Source organism: Paenibacillus sp. J31R34 (assembly GCF_059383715.1).
The window spans coordinates 94,935-120,501 of record NZ_JBXENU010000012.1 but is presented as its reverse complement, the minus strand read 5'-3'; the positions used below and the strand labels follow the sequence as shown (position 1 = coordinate 120,501).

The window sequence follows — 25,567 nt, the reverse complement described above, 5'->3', positions numbered from 1 at the left end:
CAGCCGGCCGTCTATTGAAATAACAAGTCAAGCGCGTTCTGATCAAGATCGGCTTGTTCAAAGTCAGACGGAGTAAACTCTACTTCTTCCTGAGACATCGTATATTCAATGATTTGTTCCAAATGATTCATGAATGATTCCGCGAAGACAAGCACCGTCTCTTCCCTCATTGCTGTACCATGGTAAGCAATTTCATAAGAGAAGATGCCCTCTACGATCATGCAGTTCACATCAACCTTGGCCGACATTGGATTCCCTGCTCCGATTTCCCCGACTGCACTCATATTGGTAAAGCCGAAAAGCCCATTGTTGAATTCCTGGTCAAACTGCCCTAAGTAGTTGAAACGAAGCTCCGTCAAATTCCCGTTGTCTTCGGGGAGCGCCTTATCCAAATATTGCAAAATACCAAAGCCAATTCCGTCATGCGGCAGCATTCGCGTCTGCTGTTTAATTCCTTTTATCCTTTCGCTCAACGTTTCGCCTATCAACTGCAATCGCATCGGATACATTGTCGTAAACCATCCCGTCGTCCGGGAGACATCCAAAGCTTCCGTATAACGACCGTGATTTTCCAGCATAACAACGAGGTCGGTGGCTACCGTCCATTGATGAACTGCGCATGCGAGCGCCGTCAGAAGCAAGTCGGTAATTTCTGTATTAAAAGCACGGTTGGACTCGCCGCGAAGAAGGCGCGTACGGGCAGGATCCAATGCCCCCCGTATCGTCTGCTGCTTCGCAATTATCCATTCATCCGTCTCCGCATCCAGAGGAAGACTGAACGAGTGAAGCAGCGCTTCCTCCCAATAAGCCCTTTCCTCGCGATGAGTGCCGGCTACGGATACTCCCTCTACATAAGCCTGCCAATCGAGCAGGGAGGCTGTCTTGTCCGGCAGGGACGGCTTCCTGCCCATCTCCAGCTCTCCATAAACGTAAGCCAAGTCCTCAAGCAAAATACGCCATGTAATGCCGTCGGTCAGCAAATGATGCGCCGTAATCAGCAACCGTCTCTCAGACTGGCCCATATCGAATGCGGCAACTTTGATCAACAAATCCCGTTCTATGTGAAAGCTTGATTTGATCACCTGCGTAGCCTCTTCGACGGCAAGCTGTGCAGAATCTCCTTGTCCGGATAAGTCATAATAAGCAATCTTAAACGGTACATGGAGATGATTGTTATTGAAGAAGAGCGAGCGGGCGCGTAAATCCGCATTGAGACGCAGCCCGTCATGATGAGCGATTAACTGCTTGAACGCCTCTTCCAGCCGTACGATATTAAACTCCTTGCTCCACTCCAGCATGATCGATTGATTAAAGTGATGGGGTTCAGTCAGTTTTCTTGCAAAGAACCAGTGCTCGATCGGCGTCAGCTGTTTATCGCCGTCGATTAGCCCCTGTTCATATCCAACATGCTCTTGGTTCGTCTTGACGTGATACGCGATTCGCTCTATCGTGCGGTGCGTGAGCACGTCACCGACACCTAGTCGCCACCCCCGTTCGTTTCCATTAAATTTGGAAGCGATTTGAATCGCTTTAATTGAATCCCCACCGAGAGCGAAGAAATCATCCAGCACACCGACATTGTCCAATACAAGAATTTCCTCCCAGTAATCACACAGAAGCCTTTCGAGTTCGCTGCGGGGCTCGACATAATCCTCCCCTGTATCCAAGCTGCCATCCGGGTCGGGCAGCTGCTTGCGATCGATCTTGCCGCTGCTCGTTTGAGGAAACTGCTCCATTGATATAAAGAAAGCAGGAACCATGTAGTCCGGAAGATATTCCAGCAATCTCCTCCGAAGCTCTTTCACCGTCCACTGCTGCTTCGCAATATAATACGCGCATAGATAAGACTGCCCATTATCAGTGGAACGAGCTACAACAACCGCATCTTCGACCGTCTCCAGCTCGATCAACCGTTGACGAATCTCATCAAGCTCGATGCGATATCCTCTGATCTTGACCTGATGATCCATTCGGCCCAGATACTCGATCGTGCCGTCTGCCGACCAGCGCGCAAGATCTCCGGTAGAGTATAGCAGCCCATCGTTCGTGTATGGATTCGCCACGAACTTCCGAGCGGTCAGCTCTGGGTAATTCAAATAACCTATCGCTACACCGTCGCCACCGATGCACAATTCTCCAGGCAGTCCGATCGGCTGAAGCTGTCCAGAAGGGCTTATGATATAAGTCTGTGTATTGGCTACAGGCCTGCCGATGGAAACGTGATGCTGGCATGTAGCGTCAAGCGAACATCCCGTTGCGTAAATAGTCGCCTCTGTAGGCCCGTACAAGTTCTCCAGTGAAACGCCCGGTAGCGCACCACAGAACCGGCGAACCAGATCCATCGGCATTGCTTCTCCGGCAACGAACACATAGTCCAACGTTTCCATCATCCGTATCTGTTCGGATTCAAACGGAAAAATGCTGAGCATCGAAGGCACGAAATTAATATGCGTGATCCGACAGCGCTTAACAACCTCCATAATCCGCTGCGGGTCCTTCTCCGCCCCTTGCTCCAATATAACCAGCCGCCCATGGCCGAAGAAAAAGCCGAATATTTCCGTGACGGACACATCGAAGGTATAAGTCGTTTTCAAAAGAAAAGCATCGGACTCCTGCAGCGGATAGCATTGCTCCAAATACGTGAGCAAATTAACTACGCCGGAATGCCTCACGATTACCCCCTTCGGATTTCCAGTCGATCCCGATGTATACATCACATAAGCAGCCGCAGCTTGGGACGAAGGGTGGGCTGCGAACGAATCGCTGTATACTGCCGTCAATTCAGATTCATGAACGGCCAGTACCGGAACCTGAGCAGATATGCCCATCGCCGGTCTATCCTTAACGAGCAGCATTCTCGCGCCACTGTCGGACAATATGAAGCTGATGCGTTCGGCTGGGAACCCTGGATCAACAGGGAGATAGGCAGCCCCCGTTTTCAAGACAGCAATAATAAAGATGATCATCTCAAAAGACCGCTCTACCATAATAGCCACAATCTGATCGGATCCAATGCCGCTTTCACGCAGCTTGTGAGCGAGCGCACTGGATTTGGCATCAAGCTCCCCATACGTCATACAGCACGTTCCGAACTCAATCGCTACACGGTCCGGATACGCCATAGCGCGCTCAACAAACAACTCGTGCAAGGTTTTAACCGAATACTTATTCGGAACGCCGCAAAAGTCCGTTAATAGCTGCTGCTTTTCCTTTTCCGTGACCATATCCAGCTCGCCGATGAGACAATCTGGCCTATTTGCCAAGGATTCGAGCAGTTGAATATAATGCCGCCCCATTCGTTCAATCGTCTCAGGCGCGAACAATCGGATTGAATATTCAATTTCAAAGTACAATTCTTCCGCTTGTTCCATCACGTCAAACGTCAGATCAAACTTTGCCGCGCTGAAATCGAGCGGATATGCGGCAAAGGCCGCGTCTTTCGACGCCCACTTCGACGATGCCAAATTCTGAAAGACAAGCATCGCATCAAAGAGCGGATTTCTGCTCACATCCCTTTCAATCGCGAGATTGCTCACCAGGCTTTCCAAGGGTGAATTCTGATGCTCGAATGCCGCGAGCGTATGGTGCTTGACCTCCGCCAAGAAAGAAACGAACGACTTGTCCGCCGAAGGTGCATTGCGCATCGGCAGCGTATTTACGAACATTCCGATTAATTGCTCAAGATCCGTATGCGGGCGATCCGCAATTGGAGAACCAACGATCACATCTTCTTGTCCTGAGTACTTGGCAAGCAGTATGTTGAAGGCGGCCAATAGCACCATATACAGCGTTGCCCCTTCCCGTTCCGCCAATTTCCGCAAAATACCGGTTAGTTCGCCATGAACGGAGAAAGGCTGCCGCGCCCCCTCGAACGATCTCGTCAACGGGCGGGGATAATCAACAGGAAGTTGTAAAACTGGCAGCTCACCGGATAAACGCTCGCTCCAATATGACTCGTCCTTCGCTAACGATTCCTGCATTCGACCGTTGGTCCACGCTACAAAATCCTTATATTGCACCGGCAGTGCGTCGGGTGCAGCGCCTTCGTCGTAATTGTCAATCAGTTCCTGCATAAACACATTCATGGACAACCCATCGAACACCATATGATGACGGTCAATCCATAACAGCTGCGTACGGTCTTCACACTCGAGCAGTCCGACCCTAAGCAGCGGAGCCTCGCTTAGATCAAAGGGACGTATGAGTGCCCTTACATAGGATGAAACTTGTTCCTTCTCAATAAGCTCCTTCTCGATTGTAATGACCGCGTTCTGATGGATACACTGCTTTAATTCGCCATCTTGGATGACGAATGTGGTGCGCAATACTTCGTGCCGATCAACAATTCGCTGCACCGCATTTCTCAAACGGTCCTCATTAAGCGCTCCTTCTATCTTGAACAAGGACGGCATGTTGTAGCTGGTCGAAGCACCCTCGTATTGGGTAATCGCATACAGCCTCTTCTGGGCTGAAGATGCTTCATAATAATCGCTGGCAGCGATTTGCGGTATTAAAGCCTGCCCTTTTCCTCCCGCTTGGCGAATTCTCTCGGCCTGTTCCTTGATTGTCGGTCCGGCGAAAAACTCGCGCAGGGCATATTCAACCCCAAACGCTTTCCGCACGCGGGTCAGCAAGAGAGTCGCATTAAGCGAGTGACCACCCAACGCAAAGAAGTTGGAGCTGATACCAATCGTTTCGATGCCTAGCAGCTCCTGCCAAATTTCAATGAGCCTTGCTTCTGTTTCGTTACGCGGGGAGATATGTTCCGTCTCCAGCGTCACGAAGCCTTCCTGTTCGGTCAGTGCAGTTCTGTTTACTTTGCCATTGGCCGTTAAAGGAATTGCATTAAGCGGTATAAACCTGGACGGGAGCATATAATCGGGCAGAACATTAGCGAGCTGCGTGCGCAGCTCTGCGGCATTTGCCTCGCCAGCAAAGACGACGTAAGCGCTCAGATACTTATGTTCCCCTTCGCCGCGCACAAGGACGACCGCGTCTTTAACGGCACCATACTCTCGTAATTGCGCTTCGATTTCGCCTAGCTCCACGCGGTGTCCCCGAATTTTCACCTGGTGATCACGTCGGCCGACATACTCGATTGATCCGTCAGACAGCCAACGTGCCAAATCCCCCGTCCTGTACATAAGCTGATTCCTTCGATAGGGGTGTGCAATAAACTTCTCGTCGGTCAGCTCCGGCCGATTGTGATACCCGCGGGCCAGACTAATGCCGGCGATATACATTTCACCGATAACCCCAATCGGTTGATAGAGACCAGCATCATTCAATATTAAAATCTCGGTATCGGATATCGGCTTGCCGATTGGAGGCAATTCCTTGCTTTGTTCCGCATTAACCTCATGAATCGTAACGACATGCGTTTCTGAAGGTCCGTAATGGTTGTATAGCTTAATCTGGTATTGGCGAAGCATCTCGCGCATTGTATTCGATAGAACAAGCTGCTCCCCAGCTGTCACGATTTGCCTCACCTGTCCGGCAAGCGGTTCAAAATACGCCGGGTCCGAAGCCAGAAGCTTCAAGAATGACGTAGGAAGAAACATCGTCTGAATGCGATGTCTATTCACGAATGCAGCCAGTTGCTGCACATCGCGCTTCCGTTCGTCGTCTATCATGTACAATTCTCCACCGCTTAATAAGGTAGAGAAGATTTCCTGATAGCACACATCGAAGCTAAGCGTTGTAAACTGAAGCACTCGATCGAATACAAGATCTGTGTGCGCCTGCTGGTAGGCAAGCAGATTCAACAGCGTCCGATGCTCCAATTGAACGCCCTTTGGTTTCCCTGTCGTGCCGGACGTGTAGATTACATATAGTAAATCATTCTTCCCGCTATCAACCTCGAGATTATCCGAACTTCCCTCATACACGCTTGCATCGTCCAGCAGCAGCATGTTGCCTGTGAAGGAGCGAGACAGCCCGAGCTCTTTGCGGGTTACCATAAACTCCGCTCCGCTGTCCTCAATCAGGTATGCGACACGCTCAGGCGGAAGTTCAGGATCAATCGGAAGGAACGCGCCCCCTGCTTTTAATATGCCGAGCATTCCTACAAGCATAGATACCGAACGTTCATGAAGCAGTATGACCAGACGATTGCGCGACACTCCCATGCTGCGCAAGGAGCGCGCCAACTGGTTGGCCCTCTCGTTAAGCTCCTTATAGGACAGACGCTCCGTTTCATCGGAACAGGCGTACCGGTCCGGCGATCTCAACACCTGCTGCTCAAACCATTCATGAAGCGAAGATGCCTTGTATGGTCGAACTGTAGCGGATTCATGGAACGACTCCAACTGAACGAGCTCCTTTTCGCTAAGAAGCGGCAGTGCATTCAGCCTCTGTCTATCATTACCTGTCATACGCTCCAACAATGCCTCGTAATGCTTTAACATGGCCTCAATCGTCGAATCCCGATAAAGATCCTCATTGTAATCCAACTGTATAGTTAGTTCGCCGTTCTGTTGTTCAAATACGTGGACGATAATATCAAAGTACGACGAATCATTCTCTTCGATTTGAAACGCGATATCAAGGTCATGGAGACCTGTAATGTGCAAGTTTTCATTTTGTACGATGAACATAACCTGAACAAGTGGCGGGGTGCTTGGGTCCCGATCCACCTTAAGCTCGTTAAGCAGCAACTCGAATGGAATATCCTGATGCTCGTACGCATCCAGCATCATTTGCTTGACCTGCTGCAGATGGTCGCCGAATGTAAGGTTATTCGAAAAAGAAAACCGCAGCGCCAACGTATTCACAAACATTCCGATAACTTGCTCGACCTCAACCCGGTTACGGTTCGCGATTGCCGTCCCAATGACGAGGTCATTCTGACCCGAATACCGATAGAGCAGAGTCGAAAATGCGCTAATTAATGTCATGAACAACGTCGCTTCATGCTTATGGGTCAACATTCGAATGCTGTCGGACAATGGTTTGTTAAGCGTCCAATATTTGCGTCTGCCATGGAAGGTTTGATTAATCGGCCTTGCGAAATCCGTTGGCAATTCCATCATTTGCGGCGCACCGTCAAGCTGCCGCTTCCAGTACGATAGCTGATCATGGCATTCGCGGCTGTCAAGCCACTCTTCTTGCCACAGGCTAAAGTCTACATATTGAATGGACAGCGGTGCCAAATTAGGTGCTGTGCCCTGAGACAGGGCGGTATACAGCTCATTCAGCTCTCGCAGAAATACGCCAATCGACCAGCCGTCCGATACGATATGATGAATGGTAATGAGCAGCTGATGCCCAAATTCGCTAGTTCTTAGCAATTGCGCCCGGATCAACGGATCTTGAGCCAAATCGATCGGGCTCGTTGCTTCTAGCTTGCTCCGTCTCCGAGCCTCCGCTTCAATATCCGGCTCATGCCGTATATCGAAGAGCGGAATGTCTAGCCGGCATGACGGGTGCACAATCTGGACGAGTTCTCCGTCCAGCTCGCTGAAAGAAGTACGCAACGTTTCATGTCGATCCACGACGCTTTGAATACTTTGTCGCAGCATCTCCACGTCTAGCCTGCCGGTTATACGCAATGAAAACGTGTTAAGGTAATACACGTTGCCCGGCTCCCATTGGTAAATAAACCATTGCCGCTTCTGAGCATTGGACATCGGAATGCGGGCAGGCCGTGGTCTTGCTCGAATAGTCGGCATAACGGACTGCTCCTGCATTCCTTGTATGCATTCGGCTAATTGGCTAATCGTCGGGTTGACGAATAAATCCTGCAGGCTGATAGGCACGCCGAACCGCTCCCGCAGTCTAGACACGAGCTGGGTAGCGATCAAAGAATGTCCTCCAAGAGCAAAAAAGCTGTCGGTTAGCCCAACACGGCCGGCATGAAGAAGCTCCTTCCACATGCCCGCCAATTCATGCTCTAGTTCGGTCTGAGGAGCGACGAATCGATACCTCGTTAATCTGGATGCCAAATGAGCCCATAAAGCTTCTGTATCGCTCTCTCCTCCCGGAAGCTCTGGCCACGTCCGAACCTCGTCTACTACTAATCGAAAATCGCCGCTCTGGCCTATATCCTGGAGATAATCGGCAATAGCTTCTGACAGCCTGGTAGGAAATACGCCTCTGCCATCCTTGGTCTGCAGCAAGACATGTATATTTCGCTGCAACGGCGGCGGATTAACCGTACGCGCTCGAATATCGTGATGAGTGATGTCCAACCCCACGTATAGCATGGGCTGCCGAACCGATACTCCAGTCAATAACGATTCCAATCCGCGCTTTGCAGAAATCACAGAATACCCTTTTGCAAGCATAGCTTCCTTGGCAATTAAGCCTTGGCTCATCCCGACTTCATCCCAAAAGCTCCAAGACAAGCATACCGCCTGGATACCACATTGCCGCTGATGCTGGACGAATGCCTCAACAAAGCTGTTCGCCGAGCAATAGCCGCCAACCGTCATACCCGAAGTCATTGTACGCGCGGAGGAGGCTGCAACGAAAAGACAGTCCGCTCTTTCCAATGCAATATGATGAAGCGCATAGGTTCCGTACAGCTTAGCCGTGTAATGCTCTTCCAAGCTGTCGACGGTCATGTCTGCTAGCAATTGTTCCCTAATAATGCCTGCCAGATGGATAATTCCTCGAAGCTGGGTTTCCCACTTCACCTCAAGTCCCCTGACTATGCGGCTCATCTCATCCTCATTCTCAATCTGGGCATAACGGTATTCAATCTGTCCCCCGGAGCGGACAGATTGTTCAATTAGCCGTGACCATATTTCTTTCTTGTTTGCAGAAAGCTCTTCAAGCGAAGTACGCCCAACGATGACAAGCTTGGCTTGGTAAACATTCAGCAAGTGGGAAGCGACAAGCTTCGCAATGCCTCCCAGCCCGGTGATGACATACATCCCCCCATGTTCAAACGGAATTTTCGGCTCGTGTACATGCTCCGGGATCAGCTGTCGCAAGCTTTCGATATGCCGCTTGCCCTTCCGATAAGCAACGAGAGCTGGCGCCTCGACACACCCGATCTCCCGCATAACTACTGCGCCGTGAAGCTCAGGCAAGACCGAATCAAAATCCACCAAGCGGCAGCGCATATTTGAATACTCGTGCTTTACCGTCTTTACCAACCCGATCATAGTTGATTTGTCGTAAGCGATCCGATCGTCCTCATTAACGAGAAGCGCATTTGTCGTAACGACCGTCACAGTAACCGATGACAGCATCAGCTCCGACAATCCCTTGATTAGCAGCAACAGGCTATGGCTACCCTGGACTTGCGAATCTCGTAGCGTTGCTAACGTATGCGCTGCCGATGCGGGTTCAGAATAATTCCACATATGCACAATATCAGTGATATTGGCTTGACGAAGAGCAAGCGCTTGCAGCAATTCCTTATAATCTTCCGGTTTAGCTGGGTTCAGCTTATAACGATTGGCATCGACTTGCTCGAATGAAACGCCCGCTTCAACCAGAATGACATTATCGGCGATCTTCTTATATAGTCCATGCTCGTCTGCAAACAGCACATAACAACGGGAAATGCTCGCCACATCGCTGGAGTGCTCTTGCAATTTCTGCTGCTTCCATTCCGGTTGAAAGAACCAATGCGGAATGACATTGGCATGACCTGTAGCCTTTTCGATCTTTTGGATAATGCCGCTATAATGTCCCGCCTTATACTTGTTGCTAAGCTCATTACGCTGAATCTTTCCTGAATTGGTTTTCGGAAACAATTGTTTAGCGACAGGAATGATGACTTCCGGCATAATTCCAATCTTGTGAACAATCTCTTCTTGTATTTTATTGATTACGGTTAGAACATACTCGAATTGGTCATCCGCCGGAACAAAAAAGATCACCAGTCTCTCCACTGAATTAGCGTCGTCTCTTATTCCGCATGCGGCTGCATAGGTCACGCTTACCCCATTTACACTCTCGACGCAAGATTCGATTTCATAATTATGATAGTTTTTTCCGTTCACAATAATTACATCTTTATCGCGTCCTGTGATCGTCAATATCCCTTCCTTGAGAAATGCCAAATCACCGGTATCGAACCAACCGTCATCAAGCATGACTTCATCGTTCGCTGCTTGGTTTCTGTAATAGCCTTTCATGAGTTGATCCGTTTTCACCTGGAATCGGCCGATCATACATTCAGGCAATAGCTCGTTGTCGCGGCCAACAATGCGCAGTGAGACACCTGGCAGGGGAGCTCCTAATTCAGTCATTGATGCCGCATCCGGACTATCCGGATCGACAAATTCCAGCGCGCCTGTCAATGATTCTTGCGTCATCGTATTGATGCCGCTATGTAAGTCCCCGCGTATAATGCTTTTGGAATAGGTAATGACTGAGCAAAATTCGGACATTCCGAAAGCAGCCGTAATAGCGCTTTCTCGCAAAGCATGCGGTTCAAGTAGGTTTAAATACTTTTGAGTCGTCTGGGGAACAATTGATTCCGCACCGTTAATGATATGGCGTACCGACTGTAAATTCCAAGACCCCGCTTGAAGCTCCTCTTCTAAGCTGTTAATAAGAGCGAAGGCAAAGTTTGGTCCCCACGTGACGGACACCTGATAACGATCCATCCAATCCAACCAGTTAAGCGGTCGGGAGATAAATTGCTCGATTTGAGGATGAACTTGACTGCAGTAGTAATAAGTGCTTTGCAGATGCGAGAGGATAAGGCCTCCCACATGATCCAAGGGCATCCAATTCAAAAATATATCCTCACTCGTAATGCCCAATACCGTCGATGAAGAATGAATCATGCTTAGTACGCTTTTATTCGTATGTTGCACACATTTCGGAACGCCTGTGCTGCCGGAAGTGAAAATATTCAGAACAAGATCGTCTTCCTTGCTCTCATTCCAATTATGGTCAGCCTCATAGGTTAACAGTGTTTGTATATCCAACACCTTTATTTCTTCCACATTCCACAGTTCAGATAATTTTGAAAGTGAAGGCAGCAGTTCCAAGTCCGTAACTATTATTGCTTGATCGAGTAGGTTCCAAATATTTTTGAGCTTTTCAACATCATTGTTCCAGCTTATATAATCACGAGCTGCCCCGAGCGGAGCGGGCAAAAAACCCCCGATTATGCATGCCCACAAAGTAGCAATAAAAGAACGATTGCTTGCGAACTGAAAAATGACATAATCGCCGCCTGCTATTCCGTTTGCCTTTAGCCCAGCAAAAATACTCTCCGCTTCCAAAAGCATCTCTTCGTATGTCCAAGTTTCCTCTTTTCCTTCCTGATTAAAAAAGGTCAACGTACGGCTTGAACTACCTTTCGGAATATTTTCCAAAATTTTCTGCAGGGATTTCGGAGCATCTGGACTTACCGACAAAGACTTAGTGGACACATAGGATTTTTTAATATTGTCACTCTGTTCCTGCTTGATCACCGTTGAATGATCCATTTCCTTCTGCTTATTTACAGTGTGACTTATCTCGGATACAGGAAATAAATCAGAAAAATGATAATACGTTTCAGGGATTACACTCTCTTGAAAAACCTTAACATTATTAATACCAAGCTCAATTGCTTTCTTAATATGCTGTTCCAAGACTTTCTCGTCTAACCTTGCATTTGCAGTATTTTTTTCGGTCCTAGCCAAAGTAAACACCACTTTCCTTGGAGAAGTTTATAATTTACGTGTTTAAATCACTCAATCAAAAGAACATGATGCCAATTGAATATCCGTATAAATAACCATATAAGCACTTTAGTTAACAGCATAAGAACACTCATCATTGAGTATAGATGAATAGTCATTTCTATTAGGAGGCCACCGAATTAATACTGTTACATGAGTCATACTTGCAGTAGCACGTGGCCATTCATTAATTTCCATTACAATACTACGAATGATTCAGCACATTTTTGAAACTTCGCTTGATTCAGATGTCTTTTGCAACAGCCTAATGTAAAGAACCTCTCGAGATAGGTTGTAATTACCAGGTCTATATTACCAATAATTTTTCAATTATAACCCTTTCATAACATTGCTGTATATAGCTAAAAAAGTAGAATTATGTCGAATAATATATTTATACATATTTTTACTAAACTTAAATAGTTGAAAATGACCTTTTTAAATTATATTTAAACTTTTTTATATTAAAAATTAATTGTAATTACTATTTAAATCAAAAAAAACTATTAGTAAATAAAGTATCATAATTACATCATATACTTTATTAACCTATTAGTAGATTATTAACTGACCCTTTTAAATTATTTTTATTTAATTTTTATTTACAATTATTAACAAAATATTGTCCCCTCCTATTTTTATCGCATTTCCTTACCTTGTCAATATTGATAGTTTGAGAGACCCCGTAGAAATTATTGCCTAGTCGAGGATTTTTTGTGTGAGTGTTATTGGTAGTAGAACTCTTGTTTTTTACGGGGTCGTTGTTCTTATGCTAACTTGTCTGTCAGCTTCTCAGGTGCTATATTGTACACAAGAAAATAAACTAGAATCTGAGTAGTTAACAGATTGTAAGTTAACCAGCATTCAGTTTGAGCTGTTATACTCTTTCTGCTTGGTCTCTAAAGTATAAAAGTCGGGAAGCCGTTTTCTACACATGGTGTTGATCGACTATTTTTTCTTCAGCTGTTTTGACTCAAAGACAATCGTCATGGACTCTACTTATGTGCTGAAGGCAAAGCTTCATGAGGTTATGAGAATAAGTCACTTAGCGCCAATAACCTTGGCAAGTTTACTTTCCAGTAAGATGGCTCCCAAATTGACGCTCCGTTGATGATGTCTTCCAATCAGATTTCATCACATATCACCGATCATGTCGTTGGCGTCGCTTCTCCCCGCTGCCATACTCAGAATGGTCACCAGCACAATTCCGGGCATCTTCCAAAGGGAGAATCCAGCATATTTACTCGTTCCCAACCATGCGATGCAAAAAACAACCGCAATCCCAGAAACAACAAAATATCTCTCGCATAACAACGAACCGCCCAACTCCCAAAATGCTCGGAGTTAAGGCGGTTCTTTTTTACTATGCCGGGGACTCGGGGTTGTAGTAGTAATGTGATCCTGCAGTTATTCCGGAGACTGTTCCCCGAGTCCAAGCCCGTTTCCGATCTGCATAGCGATATCCCGTTAACTCGGGAAGCACTCCAACAGTTGTCAATCCCGGAATGACCCATATATTTCGTTCGACGCTAATATTAACGCTTTTGTTGACGAAATGGCATATCCATGTATCAATAAAAGGAGTTTCAACGAATCGCAGAACGCTAGCAAACTTATTTCTTTTTGCAATGAGCCTGTTACATTCGCTTTTAGGAACGATCCGGAAATTTCTACCTGATTGTCCACCCACTCCTGTTTGCCGATGCGAATACGCAGTGCGCCACTCTGGTATTTATATTCGAATATATCTGCTTCGTCAGCGAAAGCGACTCTGCTTTACCTACGGGAACCGGATAGTCAAGTGTAGCAAGCTTCTTCTCCAATTCCACCTGTCGTTCCCGATTCTTGTAAGCAGCCTTATCCATGCCAGATATTAAATGCTGCCACATAGCATCCAAAACGTACTGCATCTCCATCAAGTCGCCTGTCATCACTATGATAGCGTTCTGCTCGGCCATGACAATACAAAATTGCCCAAACACACCGACTCCACGATAAGCGCCTTGCTGGCAGCACCAAAACTGAAAGCCATACTCTTGAGCCCAATCGCTGTTTAGGTCCGTTCCATTTGAAATATGTGCAGTTGAAGCTTCTTTCAACTATTGAGCAGATAATATTTTTCACCCGTTCCACCGACCGTTCTGTAAGTACAATACCCCAAATTTAGCGATATTCTCAGTCTTAACGTTTATGCCGAAGCCTCCGATATGAGTGCCGAGTGGGCAGTTCTCCGTAGTAATTCCAATCAATCCAAGCGGCTCAAACAGACGCTGTTGAAGATAGTCCAATAGATGCTGCCCCTAAACCTTATGAATAATCGCGGACAACATGTACTTAGCTCCAGTGTCGTATAAGAAAAACGTGCCTGGCTCATGGATGATCTCCGTTTCAAAAAGGGCTTTCGCCCAATGATCCAGTTGCACCATATAGGGCGTCGTATCTACCGCATGCCCCGTTGTCATGGACATCAGGTGTCGGATACGTATAGATGTGGTGTCCTTTTATTCACTGACGAACGACACGAAATCCGCAATTGCCTGTCGAGCTATCTGGTGTATTCGAGCTTCGGGCTGCTACCCGGTAGCGGTTGCAATAAGAACGGTGGCAAAGGTACGAACCCCCTCGAATCGAATGTTTGCCCGTCGGTTGAGTAAATTTCGGATTCAACTCAGAGGTTTGCCGGTGGTATGCAGGACTAAACCAATCCTCGCACCACTCCCACACATTACCGGACATGTTATAAAGTCCATATCCGTTCGGATAATAGGCGTGTACGGGAGCAGTACCCACATAGCCATCGCTTGCATTATTCTTGGTCGGAAATTCCCCTTGCCAAATATTGCATTGATGCTCGTTGTCCTTCTTCAGTAAGTCGCCCCATGGATATGTTTTTCGCTCCAATCCACCGCGCGCCGCATACTCCCACTCCGCTTCAGTCGGCAATCGCCCACCCGCCCAGCGGCAATAAGCATCAGCATCGTTCCAGGATACATGAACGACCGGGTGATCGAATCGGTCAACAATGCTGGAGTCGGGACCCTCAGGTGCTGCCCAATATGCGCCCTCGACTACCAACCACCAAGGGACAGCATGCGGCACATCAATCACACGTTCTTTGGTTTCTTGTGATGCCAGTAAATGAAAAACGTACGACCAGCCAAAACGCTCCGCTTCTGTCACATACCCCGTGGCATCGACGAAAATCTGAAAATCCGCGTTTGTAACCGCGTACGGCATTATTTTGAATTCATCGACCGTTACCTGACGTGTCGGCCCTTCTCCGTCCGCAGGAAAACCGTCTCGGGAATCCGTTCCCATCGTGAATGTCCCCTTTGGAATCGTTATCATTTCTTCCCAAGAAGGCTTTACTACCTCTTTCGTCTTATTCACCTGCATTTGCAACTTTTCGTCCCTTGCTTGCGATGCTTCCCTGGCTGCTGTGCAGCAGAATGGTTGTTTGTCCAACTGCCTAACCCCCAATGTCGAATTGTGCATCCTGCCGTAGACGGCATTGCAGTAAGCCCTGAGTTGTCGGCTATCCACGCACAGCCCTCTGCAAGCAAGACTTTTCCATCCTTTACTTACATAGCAAACATTCTTAAAAATCCTATCAACATGGGAGCGCGACCGCCGAACAGTTCGTTCACGAGTTGAAAGACATCCTCTTCGCGTACTTCATTCGCCGCTTTGTTGCGTATCATTTCGTCCAGCTTATCGTTTAATATGGCTCGAATCGGAGCTGGCGCAAGGCATTGCAGAGTGAAGAATATTTCTGCTGATTTACCTGTCCACTCCTCGCCTTGCTCCAAACTCACCTTTAATCGCTGCTGTCTGAGTGCTTTGCCTTGCTCCAAATCGGCAATACTTGCAATTCCATCCACAGGAATGCCGATACGCTCGAACTGTTCACTTGTAGCATTATGCTCCAGCATCAGCTTTGCCAAAAACCGGATCATTCTGAGCTCCGCTTCCGGATCGTCGATCGCGTTTTCCTGCTGGGGGTCTTTCTCAAGATCAAACAATAAATTACCGTACAGATAAGGATTGACGAAGGTATTACCCTTAATTTTCAAGACTGGACACCCATTGCTAAAAGGTAATGGCCCCACTAATTCCATCCCTTTCAATTCTTGGACATCAAACATCCTATTCATATGTGTTGGCATCAAGGTATACTCGTACAAGGGGCCGTTATTCACGTCCTTTGGTCCCCGCATGTAGACATATCGTCCATCCGTACAGTTGATATGACCGCCGTGCATACCGAACAATGCTCCATCCCTGATGCAGGCGTCGCTTTCGATCACGGCATGCAGCGATTGACCTTGCATGGAATCCGGTACCGGAATATCGAAGAAATGAAGCAGCGTAGGCGCCAAGTCAATCGTCTGAACCAAAGCGTCATTACGTTTATTTTTGCCCCCGCATCTCGGGTCCCACAAAAAGAAGGGAATATTTACAATCTCATTGTAAAAAGACTGGATATTTTTGCCCCACCATTGATGTTCACCCAGCAGGAAACCATGATCGGTATTGACAATCAGCATCGTATCCTTCCACAGATCATAACGATCGAACGCATCCAACACTTTTCCTAAATAAGCATCGCACATACTTACTAATGCCGCATATTCAAAGATCATATGTTGGATTTCTTCCGGCTTTTGTGTCACTTTCGCATAATCCGGCCAATCGTAATGCTTCCCGTCGTACATATGCGGATACAAGTCCTTATATTTTTGTTGGGTGAAAAAAGGCTCATGAGGATCGAAAGCTTCAATCTGCAAGAACCATCGATCCTGCTTGTGATTTCTCTCGATGAATTCGATTCCTCTCATTACCGTAACTGCGAGAGGCATGTCGTCCTCTTCCTTCAAAAATTGACGGTTTACCCAGTCTTGTTGCCATAGATTGCCCGGCTTCGGGTTGCTTAACGTTTCCGGAATAGGCGGCGCTTCCACCTGCCCTTTCCACGCATCGCCTTCTTGTCCTCTTGCAAACTCCCATGAGTTATATTTTGTATGGTAGGTGGCTCCGCCATCTTCGAAATAATGGTTATGATCCGTCGTAAGATGCGTGTATACCTTGTTTTTTTTCAACAATTCAATCGCCGAAACATCATACGGTTCCAAGGGTCCCCAGCTTCGGTGTAAAAAATTGTATCGACCCGTATGCAGCTCTCTGCGTGCGGGCATGCAAGGCAAACTGCCGGCGTAGCACTTATCGAACGTAACCGTTTTTTCCGAGAGCCTCTCAAAGTTTGGAGCCTTGATCCAATCGCATCCGTAATTCGGAAGCATCCGCTTATTCAACGAATCGAACATAAGCATGACCACTCGCATTTCTGTCAACCACCCTTTCGTTAAACGGATCCATAATCTCAGCGTGCTCTTTTACCAACTACCTATTCTACAACAAACGCAGCGGTTGCCTCCTCGCTATCTCGATATCCGATTCGAACCGCTTTAGCTAAAATGCGAGTAGTACCGGCGCTTACCATTATCGGTCCGGTATACAGCTTCCAACAGGGACTCGGGTCTTCATCGATCGTATAAGCGATGGAAGCCCCTTGCGTCGCCGAGTGAAGCATGACCGCGGTCGGCTCGTCAAAGGTTCCATTATTAACGGCATCCTTGCCCTGCATCCGACTGTTGATCGGGATAATAAGCGGTTTGGCGGTTTGTGGCTGAACCCCGTTCGGCCACATGCGGCCAACCATCTGCTCTTCGGGAATATCTCCCCAAATATCGTATTGGTCGCACCAATCGTCGAGCAGCTTTCGCAGTCGAAGCAATGGCTCTTGGTAAGTCGGATCGTCAGCCAAATTGCGCAATTCGTAAGGATCGTTCAAACAATCGTACATTTCTTCCGGAGGACGACAGTTTTGCAAGAGCAACCGTTGATCGCCAGTCAATTCGCCTGCCAAATTCAGTCTCCAAAGCTCCTGCCACATAGGGTGATCATGACTGAAAGGGATCCACTGCAGATAAGGCTGCAGCGGATAATCGTTGCGAATGTATTTAAATCTCCTATCGCGGACCGCGCGGACCTTGTCGTAAGCTTCGTCGTAACGGTCGCGGGTTGCGAAAATGCAGACTCTCGGTTCGGCGTATTTCCCTATGAACGGTCGGCCTTGCATATATCTTGGGACGGATAGTCCTGCCAATGAAAGCACCGTCGGGCCCAGATCAATCATGCTGACCATTTGTTCGCTGATTTGTCCTCGACTCACATGGCCCGGCCATCGTACGATGAGCGGAACGCGGATTCCAGCATCGTACGTCCAGCGCTTGGCACGCGGCAATCCTTCACCGTGATCGCTCCACAACATGACGACCGTATTGTCCGTCAAACCATCCTCTTCAAGTTGCTTAAGGAGTCGGCCGACGTACTCGTCCGCGTTTGCCACAAGGTCATAATGTTTGGCAAGCGCCAGACGCGATTTGGGTGTATCAGGAATATACGGAGGAATGATAACCTGGTCCGGATCGGTAAGGAGCGGCTTCTCGCCATGGATTTTCCGGATTGCTTCCGTTATCTCCTCCCTCCAAATGCCGCTTTCATGGGTAAACATACAGTTGAATACGGAGAAAAAAGGCTGTCCGGGTTCCCGTCTCCGCCAATGCGCATCCATCCCGTTTTCGTCCCACGCCGTTAAAGGTGCCTCGAACTGGTAATCCATCTTCCAGTTATTTGTGCAATAATAGCCGTTCGCGCGCATTATTTCGGGAATCATCCTGACATGAGCGGGAGGAACCGCATAATAGGGCGTTGGAAGCTCCGGCGTCAATGGGTTCGTATGTGTGGTACGCATGTGATGTGTACCGATAGAAGTAGGGTACATCCCCGTAATAACTGCTGAACGACTGGGGGCGCACACGCCTGCTACAGCAAACGCATTTCGGTACAGCATGCCTTCACCGGCCAGCTTGTCGATGTGGGGCGTACGTGCCAAGGCATCTCCATAGCAGCCCATTCTCGGGCTCGTATCTTCTAGTGTAATCCATAAAATATTCGGTCTTGCTGCTGTATGGCTCATTATAAGACACCCCCGTTTGATTCTTGTAACTATAACTTGAAATCTATAATCGATAGCAATTCTTCGATTTTGCTGATATGATAATCCGCCATGCCACATAAACAGGCATCGCCGATGGCAGCGACCCACATTCCGCCTCTGATCGCCGCTTCCACCCCGGCTACCGCGTCCTCCACGACCAAGCAATGATACGGGGGCACCCCCAATTTGCCTGCCGCCAGCAAAAATACTTCAGGATCCGGTTTGCTGCTACGAATTTCATTACCATCCGCTATGGCATCGAACTTGTGCAAAAGTTCGAGTCGCTCCAAAATGTATGGGGCGTTTTTGCTAGAGGAACCGATAGCCAGTTTGATTTGCTTTGCCCGTAATAGGTCCAGTGTCTCCACAACCCCGGAAGGCAAGTCTTCAGCCGATAAAGTCAGCAACATTTCCTTATAATACTCGTTTTTTCGCTCGGCCAAATGCATTTGCTCCTGATGCGAATATATGCGTACTGCCTTCTCCAAAATGATGTTCAAGCAAGCCATTCGGCTTACGCCCCGCAGCCTGTGGTTTATCGTCTCGTCGAACGGTATGCACTCCTCGTCGCACATCCGTTTCCATGCCAAATAGTGATGATGGTCGGTGTTTACGAGCACGCCGTCCAAATCGAAAATAACCGCTTCTACGTTCATAGTTCCCACCGCCTCATCGTTATCACAGCTTCGCTTCCCAGCAACCGCAGAAAGGGTCAACAGGGCTTATTCCCTTGAAATTGGATCTGCCGAGCAGTTTGTCGACAACCGCGTCAATGATTGTTTCGCTGCCCGAATACGCGTTAATGTATGTTTGAACCCGCGGAACATCCTGCAAATGATAAGGGCTAGCGACGGAGATGAACACGGTCGGGAGCTCCCGGACAAACCAAGGAACATCCGCGGCGAGCAGCGGTTCCCAATCGATGCGTACCGTAGTTCGGTTGCTTGCCGTTTCGATGTTGGCTACGTATAACGCCAAATCGTATTGTACGGACAGTTCTCCTACCCTGCTAAACACCGTTCGGAAGTCCACATTTTTGTTGTCGAAAACGGTGATGTCGAAGCCTTCCGCTTTTAATTTGGCTATGAGATAGGGAGAAACAGGGGAACTGCGATGGCCTCCATCATCTCCAAGCACGTATACTAGCATCCGCTTATGCGAATCGACGGCGATCGGCAGCAGCTGCTGCGTATCTTTAACGAGTGTAACCGCTTGATCGGCACATTCCTTCGCCCATTGTTTATGTTCTTCGCATTGCAATATCGCCAGTTCATCCGGCCCCGGCACAAGCGTTCCATTCTGTTGCTGCTTATGCAAGCCGAGAGAAGCTTTGAGCGCTAAAATGCGAGTGACCGCTTCATCCAGTCTTTCCATTGTCAAAATACCGCTCTCGAGCCCACTCATCATATAAAGGAAATCTTCCTGTATATTCTTATTGAATAGGAACATGTCGCATCCGGCGGCGATTGATTTCGGCACGGCGATTTCTCGTTTCTCCGCCATCATAAAGCCGGCCATTGGCGTAGCGTCCGTGACGATGAGGCCGTTGAAACCGAGCTGCTTCCGAAGCAGCGTTCCGATTAATTCAGGCGCCAGCGTGGCAGGCATAAGTTCCTCATCGGCGATGCCGGGCACGAGTTTACGCGAATAGGCAGGCAGCATAATATGGCCAACCATGACGGTCTCGGCTCCCGCTTCGATCAGCTCCCGGTACACCATACCGAACGCCGCTTCCCATTCGTCCACGGAAAGCGAATTGACAGTCGTCAACAAATGCTGGTCGCGCTCGTCTACGCCATCACCCGGAAAATGCTTAACCGATACGGCCAGTCCGCTCTTTTGAATGCCTTCGGTGTACGCTTTGGCCATCCTTGCCACTCTAGCCGGATCGGAACCGAACGATCGAACATTCGTGATCGGATTGCGGAAATTGAAATCGATGTCGACAACCGGCGCAAACGACCAATTGCAGCCAACGGCCCGTCCTTCTCTGCCTGCTACAAGACCCAATTTGTACGCCATTTCTTCTTTGTCCGTCGCCGCAACCTGAAGCTGTTTGCCGAAGTAGGTGCCTTCGGCGGTAATTCCGTTGCCCCCGGATTCGAGATTGGCGGAAATGAGCAACGGCACCTTGGAATGCTCCTGCAAAAAGCGGTGCACGTCCTGCATGTTCTTAGCCGAACCCGTCCGGAACAGCATACCCCCCGGCTTAAAAGTCTCGATTAGCATTTTCAACTGCTGTTGATCATCCGTCATCCCGATCATACAAAACAGCTGCCCGATTTTCTCACCCACGTCCATCGCGGCCAACGTTTTATGGACCCACTCCATATCCGCTTCCTGCAAATTAAACGGTTTAGCCGCCAAGTCAACCATGATTGTTTCCCCCTTATTCCAAGCACCTGTTTTGCAGTGCTTCCCGTTTTTGCTTCGTTAAGCCGAATTCTTCAGCAAAGTAAGTGTCAACATTGCCATACGTCTTTTTGATCGATCTGAAAACAGCTTCCATAAATTCTTCTTTTACTCCTAATAGGTGTTCAACATTTTGCAATTCCTCTTCTTTCACATGCTCGGCAATCTGGGTCAGCAGTTTCCCGTTGAATGCTTTCATCGTTTCATTGGTCAACAAATAGTCTTCCATTACCGTTTCTTCCGGAACGCCGAGCGCAAGCAAGATCAAGGCAGCCCCGACTCCCGTACGGTCCTTGCCCGCCGTGCAATGATGCAGAAGTCCCAGGTTGTCAGAATGCTGGATGATTTCCATTAACCGCTTATAGGATAGATTGTCGATCGGAAGCTTCGTATACAATTCCATCAACATTGTATCTGCGCGAAATTGTTTGAAGAACCCACTTTTGACCATATCTACAATCATATGAGTTTTTCGATCGGCGTTTTCCGCATTTCCCGGCATGTTGATTTGAGATGCTTGATCCAATTTAATTGCCGATATGCGAATATTTTTTGCCCCAGCAAAAAGCGGATCCGGTTTTTTTTGCGCTTCATAGTCATCGCGGTAGTCAAAGATCGTTTTGATGTTCAAGGCTTGAAAAGCCGCTAAATCCTGCTCTGACAGACCGGTCAATTCATCAGAACGAAAGAAGAGACCATATTTGACCTTCCTGCCATCTGTAGCTAGATAGCCTCCCATATCCCGGAAATTATGTGTTCCTTCAAAAGGAATGACTCGTTGCATACCCGACACCTCATTATGATTTTTGGTAAAAGAATGCCGGAAATTCGGCTTCAAGCCCAAGTGGCAGCCTTCGGCCAATTTCCGGTTTGGAAAAATTCATGATGCTGCTCCTGACCGTTATTTCTGGGTTTTCGCCCACTCGTCAAGCTGATTCTGTTTCTCGCTTATGATTTTATCGACGCCAGCAGACTTCAATTTCGCATTAAACTTCGGCAGATATTCCGCAGGATCAAGCGTCCCTGTTTCTAAACCTGTGACGTATTCGTTTAGCACGTTATTGACCGCGGCCATTTCCGTTTTCACCTTTTCCACGTCGAAAATAAAGCCCAGCGCTTTCGATTTTTTTGCGCCCTTGTTGAACTGGTCTATTTTCTTCCAAATATCCGGATCTCCCGTCGACCACGTGTAGGACAGAAATTGATTGCCGAACATATAAGGGGTGTTAAAGTTATAGCCACTATTCGTGATATCAACGCCTGCCGGGTAATCGATGACATTGTCGGACTTTTTCACGTAATGCTTTCCTTCGATTCCCCAAGCGAAGAGATTGTACAGTTGTTTATCCGAGTAGAGCAGGTCGAGAACCATCATCGCTCTGTCCGGGTCCTTCGAATTTTTCGGAATCGACCACATCATGCTCGTAATCATGTCCGTGGTCGCATACGCTGGCGTCAACCGCACTACCGTCATTTTTTTGCCGCTTTTTCTAGAAGCTTCCACATCAGAGTCAGGCTTCAAATTCGAGAAATAGGCAAATGCTTTTCCTGACTTTACGAGCTCCCTGCCATCCGTCTTGCTAGTGGAGGCGTCTTTCAGCAAATAACCGGCTTGATACCATTTTCTGAGCACATTCAATTGGTCCGCATATTGCGGGGTTTCATACCAGTTGACCACCTTCATGTTATTGTCGTAGTCCGGTAATACGCCAACACCGCCGCTCAAACTGTCATAAGGGACATAACCAGCGTAGAATGGACCGGTTCCGGGGTTTTTGGCAACAAGCGGCACCATATCCGGTTCGTTGTCTTTAATCGTATGGAAGACAGCGTCCAAATCGTTGATCGTTTTGATTTTGCTCAAATCAATTTTGTATTTTTCGACGAGATCTTGGCGCATCAGGACGCCATAGTCAGATGCCATGTCTTTTACGGCCGGTATCGCATAGCTCTTTCCGTTTATTTTGGCGGCCGAAAGCTGATAAGGCTCAAGCGCTTTTTTAATGCCAGCACCGTATTTTTCAACCAGATCGTCCAGTTGAACTAACTGCCCTTTCGCCACTTGCGTGCCGTAATTGAATCCGACTGACGTGAACATCAGATCAACTTTCTCGTTGCCTGCAAGCATCAGATTCGTTTGCTGCTGCCATGCGCTGATACTGATTGGGGTCAATTTGACGGTCGCGTTGATTTTCTCTTTCAGAATTTTGTTCATCTCGTCCTGTACGGCTTCCAGGTCTTTTTGATCATTGCCAAAGAAAGCCATCGTCACTTCATAAGGCGCCAAGTCTTTAACGCTCTTCGTCCCGGCCGGGGTCTTTGAATCGGTCACTCCGCCTTCATTTTTTGCACCGCAGCCTGCCAGCAGCGTGCCCATCGCAACTACCAATGCCAAACATGATTGGATCATCTTACTTTTCTTGTTCATTCTTGAAGCCCTCCTCAAAGTTTGCTGCTTATGCTAACCAGTGAAATACTGGATAAAGCCCTACCCTTTTACCGCCCCTATCGTAAGTCCTTTCACGAAAAACTTTTGAAAGAACGGATACGCGACCAGAATCGGGATGATCCCGACAACGGCCATCGCCATACGCACCGTTTCCGTCGGAATATTTGCGGCTGAATCGCTCTGATTCCCTGCGAAATTACTGCTGGTCAAAAATTGAATATCGAGCAAAATCCGGTTTAGCAAGTTTTGCAGACTAAACAGCTTGCTGTCCGTAACGTAGATCATGCCGTTAAACCAATCGTTCCAATAGTGGATCGTTTGGAATAAACCGACGGTCGCCAGTATCGGAAGCGAGAGCGGCAGCACGATCTGAACGAACGTCTTGAATTCGCCAGCACCGTCTATTTTGGCCGATTCAATGACGGGAGCAGGAATCGAAGTAGCAAAAAATGTTCGCATCAACATGACATAAAATGCGTTTGTCAACAGCCCGGGCACGATGAGTGCTAGCAGTGTGTTTTTCAAATCGAACAATTGGGTGTACACCAAATAGTTAGGCACGAGCCCGCCGTTAAACAGCATCGTGAAGAAGACTAAAAACGACCAAAACTTAATCATGGGCATATCCTTGCGTGACAAAGGGTATGCAAGCAGCGAGGTGATGATCAGGCTGACAGCCGTCCCGATTACCGTGATGACGATCGTAATTCCGTATGCGCGAAAAACTCTTTCGGCGTCATGCCACAAATACCGGTATGCGGATAAGCTGTACGACTCTGGAAAGAAGGAATAACCGTTTCGAATAATCGACTGCTCATCCGTTACGGAAGAAATAAACAGCAAGATAAATGGGAGGATGCAAAAGACCCCGATGACGAGCAGAATAATATTGACGAACCATTGCCATATCGAATATTTCGTTTTCAAGTAGGTTCTCTCCCTTAAAATAAAGCGTTGTCGCTGTTCTTTTTCCTAACGATATAGTTTGACAACAAGACGAGCACGAAGCCGACGAACGATTGATATAATCCGGCTGCTGAAGACATGCCAACATCGCCAAGCGTCATAAGGGCGCGGTAGACGTATGTGTCGATGACGTTCGTTGTCGATTGCAGCGCTCCCGCATTAAGCGGTACTTGATAGAACAGGCCGAAGTCCGAGTAAAAGATGCGTCCAATCTGAAGCAGTGTCATGACCGTGATTACCGGTATGATGAGCGGAATCGTAATGCTCTTGATCTGCTGCCATTTGCTTGCCCCGTCAATGGTTGCTGCCTCGTAATATTCCGGATCGATTCCAATAATTGCGGCCAAATAAATGACGCATAAATAGCCTGCACTTTTCCAGATGTTGACGAGCGTCAAAATGTAAGGCCAATATTTCGCTTCGCTATACCACGAAATTTCCTGTATTCCGAGCATCGGCAAGATCGTCTTATTGACGAAGCCTGTTTCCAAATTGAGCATCGCAAACACCAGATAACCCACGATGACCATGGAAATCAAGTAAGGAAGCAGAATAACGCTTTGATACAATCGCGATAGGAACCGTTTCTTCACCTCATTCAGAAGTATGGCCACTCCCAACGCAATGACCAAGTTAAGAAAAATGAAGACAACATTATATAGGATGGTGTTTCTGGTAATGAGAAGAGCGTCCGTCGTCTTGAACAGATACTCGAAATTTTTGAACCCTATCCAATCGCTGCCGAAAATCCCTTTGGAGTAGTTGAAATCTTTGAAGGCAATGACTACGCCGAACATGGGCAAATAATTATTAATGACGATATAGAGAATTCCAGGCAGCATCATCAGAAAAAGCGCTCTATATTCCCGATACCTCCCTATCCTCTTCCCTACAGGTATTGTTTTCATGTGACTTGTCCTTTCCTGATGTTTTTATGATTACTACATATTTACTCGAAATAAATACTGGTTTACCACTAGTAAACACCTTGAATTATAAAATTAAATTGTTTGTGCATTATCAAATACATGTAAAGATATTATG

11 protein-coding genes are annotated in these 25,567 nt (G+C 47.7%); all 11 read right to left on the bottom strand.

The window, feature by feature from the left end; translation table 11 throughout:
• Nucleotides 1-11: 11 nt before the first annotated feature.
• The gene (locus AC50YG_RS27185; protein WP_494831505.1) at nt 12-11,399 is read right to left on the bottom strand and encodes a non-ribosomal peptide synthetase; all 11,388 of its coding nucleotides are present in this window, start codon (nt 11,397-11,399) and stop codon (nt 12-14) included.
• Between the two features lie 1,907 nt (nt 11,400-13,306).
• Complete coding sequence (locus tag AC50YG_RS27180; RefSeq protein WP_494831503.1) at nt 13,307-13,735, bottom strand: hypothetical protein; 429 nt, start codon at nt 13,733-13,735, stop codon at nt 13,307-13,309.
• A gap of 406 nt (nt 13,736-14,141) precedes the next feature.
• On the bottom strand, nt 14,142-15,131 hold the full coding sequence (locus AC50YG_RS27175; RefSeq protein WP_494831557.1) for a formylglycine-generating enzyme family protein: 990 nt from the start codon (nt 15,129-15,131) through the stop codon (nt 14,142-14,144).
• 86 nt (nt 15,132-15,217) lie between these two features.
• Nucleotides 15,218-16,978: a sulfatase gene (locus tag AC50YG_RS27170; protein WP_494831501.1), complete on the bottom strand. Its 1,761-nt coding sequence runs from the start codon at nt 16,976-16,978 to the stop codon at nt 15,218-15,220.
• A 62-nt stretch (nt 16,979-17,040) separates the two neighbouring features.
• Complete coding sequence (locus AC50YG_RS27165) at nt 17,041-18,675, bottom strand: sulfatase family protein (protein WP_494831499.1); 1,635 nt, start codon at nt 18,673-18,675, stop codon at nt 17,041-17,043.
• Between the two features lie 29 nt (nt 18,676-18,704).
• Nucleotides 18,705-19,352: a beta-phosphoglucomutase gene (gene pgmB / locus AC50YG_RS27160; protein WP_494831497.1), complete on the bottom strand. Its 648-nt coding sequence runs from the start codon at nt 19,350-19,352 to the stop codon at nt 18,705-18,707.
• Nucleotides 19,353-19,374: 22 nt separating this feature from the next.
• Complete coding sequence (locus AC50YG_RS27155) at nt 19,375-21,072, bottom strand: glycoside hydrolase family 3 protein (RefSeq protein WP_494831495.1); 1,698 nt, start codon at nt 21,070-21,072, stop codon at nt 19,375-19,377.
• A gap of 13 nt (nt 21,073-21,085) precedes the next feature.
• Entirely contained in the window at nt 21,086-21,970 is an 885-nt protein-coding gene (locus AC50YG_RS27150) for a tyrosine-protein phosphatase (RefSeq protein WP_494831493.1), read from the bottom strand.
• A gap of 39 nt (nt 21,971-22,009) precedes the next feature.
• The gene (locus tag AC50YG_RS27145; protein WP_494831491.1) at nt 22,010-23,536 is read right to left on the bottom strand and encodes an ABC transporter substrate-binding protein; all 1,527 of its coding nucleotides are present in this window, start codon (nt 23,534-23,536) and stop codon (nt 22,010-22,012) included.
• Between the two features lie 60 nt (nt 23,537-23,596).
• Nucleotides 23,597-24,484: a carbohydrate ABC transporter permease gene (locus tag AC50YG_RS27140; RefSeq protein ID WP_494831489.1), complete on the bottom strand. Its 888-nt coding sequence runs from the start codon at nt 24,482-24,484 to the stop codon at nt 23,597-23,599.
• 14 nt (nt 24,485-24,498) lie between these two features.
• Entirely contained in the window at nt 24,499-25,431 is a 933-nt protein-coding gene (locus AC50YG_RS27135) for an ABC transporter permease (protein WP_494831487.1), read from the bottom strand.
• Nucleotides 25,432-25,567 lie beyond the last annotated feature (136 nt).

Bases quoted from the DNA above. Each gene is read 5' to 3' on its own strand.
- AC50YG_RS27175 (WP_494831557.1), bottom strand. From the start codon at position 15,131: ATGCACAATTCGACATTGGGGGTTAGGCAGTTGGACAAACAACCATTC.
- AC50YG_RS27170 (WP_494831501.1), bottom strand. From the start codon at position 16,978: ATGCGAGTGGTCATGCTTATGTTCGATTCGTTGAATAAGCGGATGCTT.
- AC50YG_RS27165 (WP_494831499.1), bottom strand. From the start codon at position 18,675: ATGAGCCATACAGCAGCAAGACCGAATATTTTATGGATTACACTAGAA.
- pgmB (WP_494831497.1), bottom strand. From the start codon at position 19,352: ATGAACGTAGAAGCGGTTATTTTCGATTTGGACGGCGTGCTCGTAAAC.
- AC50YG_RS27185 (WP_494831505.1), bottom strand. From the start codon at position 11,399: ATGGATCATTCAACGGTGATCAAGCAGGAACAGAGTGACAATATTAAA.
- AC50YG_RS27135 (WP_494831487.1), bottom strand. From the start codon at position 25,431: ATGAAAACAATACCTGTAGGGAAGAGGATAGGGAGGTATCGGGAATAT.
- AC50YG_RS27155 (WP_494831495.1), bottom strand. From the start codon at position 21,072: ATGGTTGACTTGGCGGCTAAACCGTTTAATTTGCAGGAAGCGGATATG.
- AC50YG_RS27145 (WP_494831491.1), bottom strand. From the start codon at position 23,536: ATGAACAAGAAAAGTAAGATGATCCAATCATGTTTGGCATTGGTAGTT.